This is a genomic window from Streptosporangium sp. NPDC005286 (genome assembly GCF_040607515.1).
Lineage (GTDB): Bacteria > Actinomycetota > Actinomycetes > Streptosporangiales > Streptosporangiaceae > Streptosporangium.
In genome coordinates, this window is sequence record NZ_JBEXGU010000328.1 from 1 (window position 1) to 4,164 (window position 4,164).

Annotated in this window: 6 protein-coding genes; 3 read left to right on the forward strand and 3 right to left on the reverse strand. The window is 69.5% G+C overall.

The annotated features are described in order from the left end of the window. Nucleotides 1-61: 61 nt before the first annotated feature. Nucleotides 62-1,270, reverse strand: a complete 1,209-nt coding sequence (locus tag ABZU75_RS45495) for a glycosyltransferase (protein ID WP_355569506.1) — start codon at nt 1,268-1,270, stop codon at nt 62-64. 158 nt (nt 1,271-1,428) lie between these two features. Here ABZU75_RS45495 and ABZU75_RS45500 point away from each other — a divergent pair, with 158 nt between their 5' ends. Both ABZU75_RS45500 and ABZU75_RS45505 read left to right on the forward strand, forming a co-directional pair. Beyond that, entirely contained in the window at nt 1,429-1,674 is a 246-nt protein-coding gene (locus ABZU75_RS45500) for a BON domain-containing protein (RefSeq protein WP_350912238.1), read from the forward strand. Next, nucleotides 1,671-2,384 carry a metallophosphoesterase gene (locus tag ABZU75_RS45505; protein ID WP_355569510.1) on the forward strand — a complete coding sequence of 238 codons (714 nt, stop codon included), beginning with the start codon at nt 1,671-1,673 and terminating at the stop codon, nt 2,382-2,384. The genes ABZU75_RS45500 and ABZU75_RS45505 overlap by 4 nt, the downstream gene beginning before the upstream one ends. Before the next feature lie 260 nt (nt 2,385-2,644). On the opposite strand, the gene ABZU75_RS45510 is transcribed toward ABZU75_RS45505, so the two are convergent. Together ABZU75_RS45510 and ABZU75_RS45515 are read right to left on the reverse strand one after the other, a co-directional pair. Next, nucleotides 2,645-2,794, reverse strand: a complete 150-nt coding sequence (locus ABZU75_RS45510; protein ID WP_350912242.1) for a GPGG-motif small membrane protein — start codon at nt 2,792-2,794, stop codon at nt 2,645-2,647. A gap of 22 nt (nt 2,795-2,816) precedes the next feature. Continuing rightward, complete coding sequence (locus ABZU75_RS45515) at nt 2,817-3,329, reverse strand: DUF6328 family protein (protein WP_355569515.1); 513 nt, start codon at nt 3,327-3,329, stop codon at nt 2,817-2,819. Nucleotides 3,330-3,395: 66 nt separating this feature from the next. On the opposite strand from ABZU75_RS45515, the gene ABZU75_RS45520 reads away from it, so the two are divergent. After that, nucleotides 3,396-3,992 (forward strand): hypothetical protein, encoded by a 597-nt coding sequence (locus ABZU75_RS45520; RefSeq protein ID WP_355569518.1) that lies wholly within the window; start codon nt 3,396-3,398, stop codon nt 3,990-3,992. The last annotated feature ends 172 nt before the right edge of the window (nt 3,993-4,164 follow it).

The window sequence follows — 4,164 nt, forward strand, 5'->3', positions numbered from 1 at the left end:
CCCGTCGACGGGACCGGGGACCTTTCTGGCTTTCCGTCCTGATTCCGGGACCGGAGAGCCGTCAGGCGACGCCCGGGTACGAGCGGGCGCCGTCCTTCCGCCATGCCGGGACGCGGGAGGAGATCACCTCCGCGTACACGGCGGCGGTCCGGTCGGCGATTTTGTTCCAGTCGTAGTCGGAGCGCGCCCGGACGGCGGCGGCGGTGCCGTACGCCGCCAGCAGGCCCGGCGTGGCGAGCAGCCGGCGCAGCGCGCCCCCCAGCGTGCGGGGCTCGCGAGGCGGGATCAGCAGGCCGGTGACCCCGGGGACGACGGTGTCCAGGTGCCCGCCCACCGCGGACACCACCACCGGCACCCCGCAGGCCATGGCCTCCACCGGCACGATGCCGAACGGCTCGTACCAGGGCATGCTGACCACGGCGTCCGCCGAGCGCATCAGGACCGGGACGCGCTCGCGGGCCACCTTGCCGAGAAACCTGACGCGGTCCGCCACGCCGTGCCTGACGGCCACCCGCGAGAGCCTGCCCACCTCGGGGTCGTCCGGGTGGCCGCCGGCGACGAGCAGCCTGGCGCCGGGGACGTGGGCGAGGGCCTGGACCGTGGTGTCCACGCCCTTGCGGGGTACGGGACGGCCGATGGCGAGCAGGACGGGGCCCGGACCGAGATCGGCGCGCGGGCCCACCGGGGTGAAGGAGCGCACGTCGACACCGCAGGGCACGACGCTCGTACGGCGGTGCGGCACGCCCATCCGGCGCAGTTCCGCCACCTCGTCGGCGCAGGTCGCGACGACCGCGTCCGCCTGGTGGGCGATCATCGCCTCGATCCCGAGGCGCTCGCGCGGGCTGGTGTCCGCCGCGCCCTGGTGGCGGAGCTTGACCGTACCGAGGGCGTGGAAGGTGTGCGCGATGGGGACGTCGACCTCCCTCGCGGCGACCAGGGCCGCCAGGCCGCTCATCCAGAAGTGGCTGTGCACCATGTCGGGCGGTGCGGCGTTCCAGCGCCTGGCCAGCCACAGGCCGAAGTCCGGCATCCAGGGGAGCAGGTCGTCCTTGGACAGGATCATGGCCGGGCCGGCCGGGACGTGGACCACCGTGACCCCGGGGGCCAGGGCGACCCTCTCCCGCTGGAAGGCGCACTCCCTGCGGGTGTAGACCGTCACCTCGTGCCCGCGCGCGGCGAGCGCGATGGAGAGGGCGGCGACGTGGACGTTCTGGCCTCCGGCGTCGGCTCCGCCGACGGTCGCGAGGGGGCTGGCATGCTCTGAAACCATGGCGATCTTCATAGGCACGTCTCCACCGAGTTATGCGGGGCAGGCGTGCCCGCGTCCTGGGCACAGCGGCCTCCTCTGCCCTCAGCGGGGGTTTTAAACGTGTTTGACCTTGGGTTCCACGGGAAGGCGAGCCTTTTTGGACGGAAAGGAGTTCGACGATGGAGGCTCCGCAGTACGTCGCCGCGCGTGTGCAGCGCGCGCTCGCCGAGGACGAGAGAACCACGGAACTCGGCGTCCGGGTGGATGTCCGAGGTGATCAGCTCTACCTGCGCGGCCAGATCACCAGCGCCGACCGCCGCGAGCTGATCGCCAAGGTGGCCGGGGAGGCGGCTCCCGGGCTGGTCGTCCACAACGAGATCGATGTCGTGAGCGTGGTGGAGCCGGTAAGGGAGGAACAGCTGTGAGCGCGCTGCGGATCGCGGCGGTCGGAGACGTGCACCTGGACGAGAGTCTCAGGGGGGATTACCGCAGGCGGCTCGACGGCATCGAGGATCGAGCCGACGTGCTGCTGCTCGCCGGCGACCTGACCCGGCACGGCACCATGGAGGAGGGGGAGATGGTGGCGGACGAGTTCCGCGACCTGTCGATCCCGGTGGTGGCGGTGCTCGGCAACCACGACTACCACTCCGACCGGCCCGCTGAGATCGCCGCGCTGTTGCGCGGGGCCGGGATCGAGGTCCTGCACGACGACGCGACGGTGATCGACATCGACGGGATACGGCTCGGCGTGGCCGGTGGCAAGGGCTTCGGCGGAGGGTACGCGGGCAAGTGCGCCAGCGACTTCGGTGAGCCGGAGATCAAGGCGTTCGTCGGCCACACCAAGCGGATCGCCGATCGCTGGCGGGTGGCGCTGAAGGAACTGGAGGCCGACTACCGGGTCGTGCTGTCCCACTACTCGCCGGTCAAGGACACCCTCGACGGGGAACCGCTGGAGATCTACCCCTTCCTCGGCAGCTACCTGCTGGCCGAGGCGGTCGACGCCGAGGGCGCCGACCTGATCATCCACGGGCACGCGCACGCCGGTACGGAGAAGGGCGTCACCCCGGGCGGCATCCGGGTGCGCAACGTGGCGCTGCCGGTGCTGGGCCGGGCGTACGGGGTGTACCTCCTGTAGACGAGCCCCCTGTAGATGGGCGCCGCCCCTCCCCCGCACCGCCGGGCGCACCGCCGTGGGGGCCGTCGGTGGCGGGGGAGGGGCGGACAAGAAGAAGCGGGCCGGGGAGACCCGGCCCGCGAGGCTTCTTGGGAGTTCGGGGCGACTTGTGTTCCTACGAGCGCGAAGCTCGCGTCGAATGGCCTGCCGGCTCAGAACCGACAGTGGGCTGACAAGTGGGCTGACACTGGACAGGTGCTTTCGCGAGCGCGGGGCTCGCGTCAGACATTGAAGATGCTCACACCCCCGGGGCCGATGAGGAAGCCGAGGACGATGAGGACGATCCCCCAGAGGAGGTCGCGACGGGCCAGGATCACATAGATCCCGGAGATGACGAGGATAACTGCGATGATCCAAAGTAAAGTAGCCATAATCGGCCTCTGCCCTCACAATTCATGACTTAACATCCTCGTCATCCTCTGTTCGGTATAGATCGATTATTGGCTGAACGAACCACAGCCAGGCGCTGGACAGGGCCACGGCCCCGCCGAACACCGCCGCCGGCCAGGCGTTGATGACCGTCTCCGCGACCAGCGCGACCGAGCTCGTCATCGCGATCGCGAGCCCGGCGGCCCCCGCTATGCCGACTCCGTTGGCGCGGTGCAGCATCTTCTCCTTCAGCCCGGTCCGGAACAGCAGGCGATGCTGCGCGGCCGGGGTGATGAAGCAGACGGACGCGATGGCGGCGCTCAGCAGGGCGATGAAGAACAGCCAGTGCCCCAGGACATCGACTTTGTTAAAGCCCGCGGCGAACGGCAGCGTCAGCAGGAAGGCAAAAAGCACCTGCACGCCGGTGACCGCGACGCGCAGACCCTGTAAGAGCTCACCGAGCTCGCGGTCGACGCGTTCCTTGCGGGTTTCTCCAGGATGGGGATTTTCTCTTTGCGTATGTTCGACCTGAACCATACGCCCCGTTTACCCGAGTCAAAGTCCGGCATGCCTACCGTGGATGTTATGGGGTACGCGTGAGCCATGGGCAGCCACAGTCATGAGGTCACGGACGCAATCCTGGAAACGCTGAAGCGGGCGAGCAGCGGGCTGAAGGAGGCGGATGTCAGGTTCGCGCTCGCCGGAGGTTGTGCGGCGTACGCGCGCGGGGCCGCACCCTCGCTGCACGACGTCGACTTCGTCCTCCCCGTCGAGGACGTGCCGCTCGCGCTCGAAGCGCTGGGCAAGCTGGGCTTCGAGACGGTCAAACCGCCGGAGGACTGGCTGGTCAAGGCATTCGACGAGGGCAGGCTGGTGGATCTGATCTTCTCGATCTGTGATCACCCGATCACCCCGGAGCTGCTGAAGCGGGCCGAGCCGATGAAGACCTCGGCGGTGATCCTGCCCGTCCTGGAGGCCACCGACCTGGTCATCTCGTGGCTGCTGCCGTTCTCCGAGCACACCTGCGACTACGGCTCGCTGCTGCCCCAGGTCCGTGCCCTGCGCGAGCAGGTCGACTGGAACCGTGTCGCCGCCGTCGTGCAGGACTCCCCGTACGCCTCCACCTTCCTCACCCTTCTCGGGCGCCTCGATGTCATCCCCGGCTCCCTCGACTCCTCGGGCGACCCGGCCTGGCCCTGAAGTGCCGTCGGGGCGGCACCGGAAACGAGAGGGGGCCCCCCCGGGGGGGGGGGCCCCCAAGTGGTTGAGCGGGGCGGGGAAAACGGGGGCCCGGGCGCGCCACATAGGGAGAGGGGGGGGGGGGGGAAGAGTGTTTTTATAGTTGTGTTTATATAGGGGGGGGGCGGGTGAT

Excerpts from the sequence above, each read along its gene's own strand:
- ABZU75_RS45515 (WP_355569515.1), bottom strand. The coding sequence starts at position 3,329 with ATGGTTCAGGTCGAACATACGCAAAGAGAAAATCCCCATCCTGGAGAA.
- ABZU75_RS45500 (WP_350912238.1), top strand. The coding sequence starts at position 1,429 with ATGGAGGCTCCGCAGTACGTCGCCGCGCGTGTGCAGCGCGCGCTCGCC.
- ABZU75_RS45495 (WP_355569506.1), bottom strand. The coding sequence starts at position 1,270 with ATGGTTTCAGAGCATGCCAGCCCCCTCGCGACCGTCGGCGGAGCCGAC.
- ABZU75_RS45520 (WP_355569518.1), top strand. The coding sequence starts at position 3,396 with ATGGGCAGCCACAGTCATGAGGTCACGGACGCAATCCTGGAAACGCTG.
- ABZU75_RS45510 (WP_350912242.1), bottom strand. The coding sequence starts at position 2,794 with ATGGCTACTTTACTTTGGATCATCGCAGTTATCCTCGTCATCTCCGGG.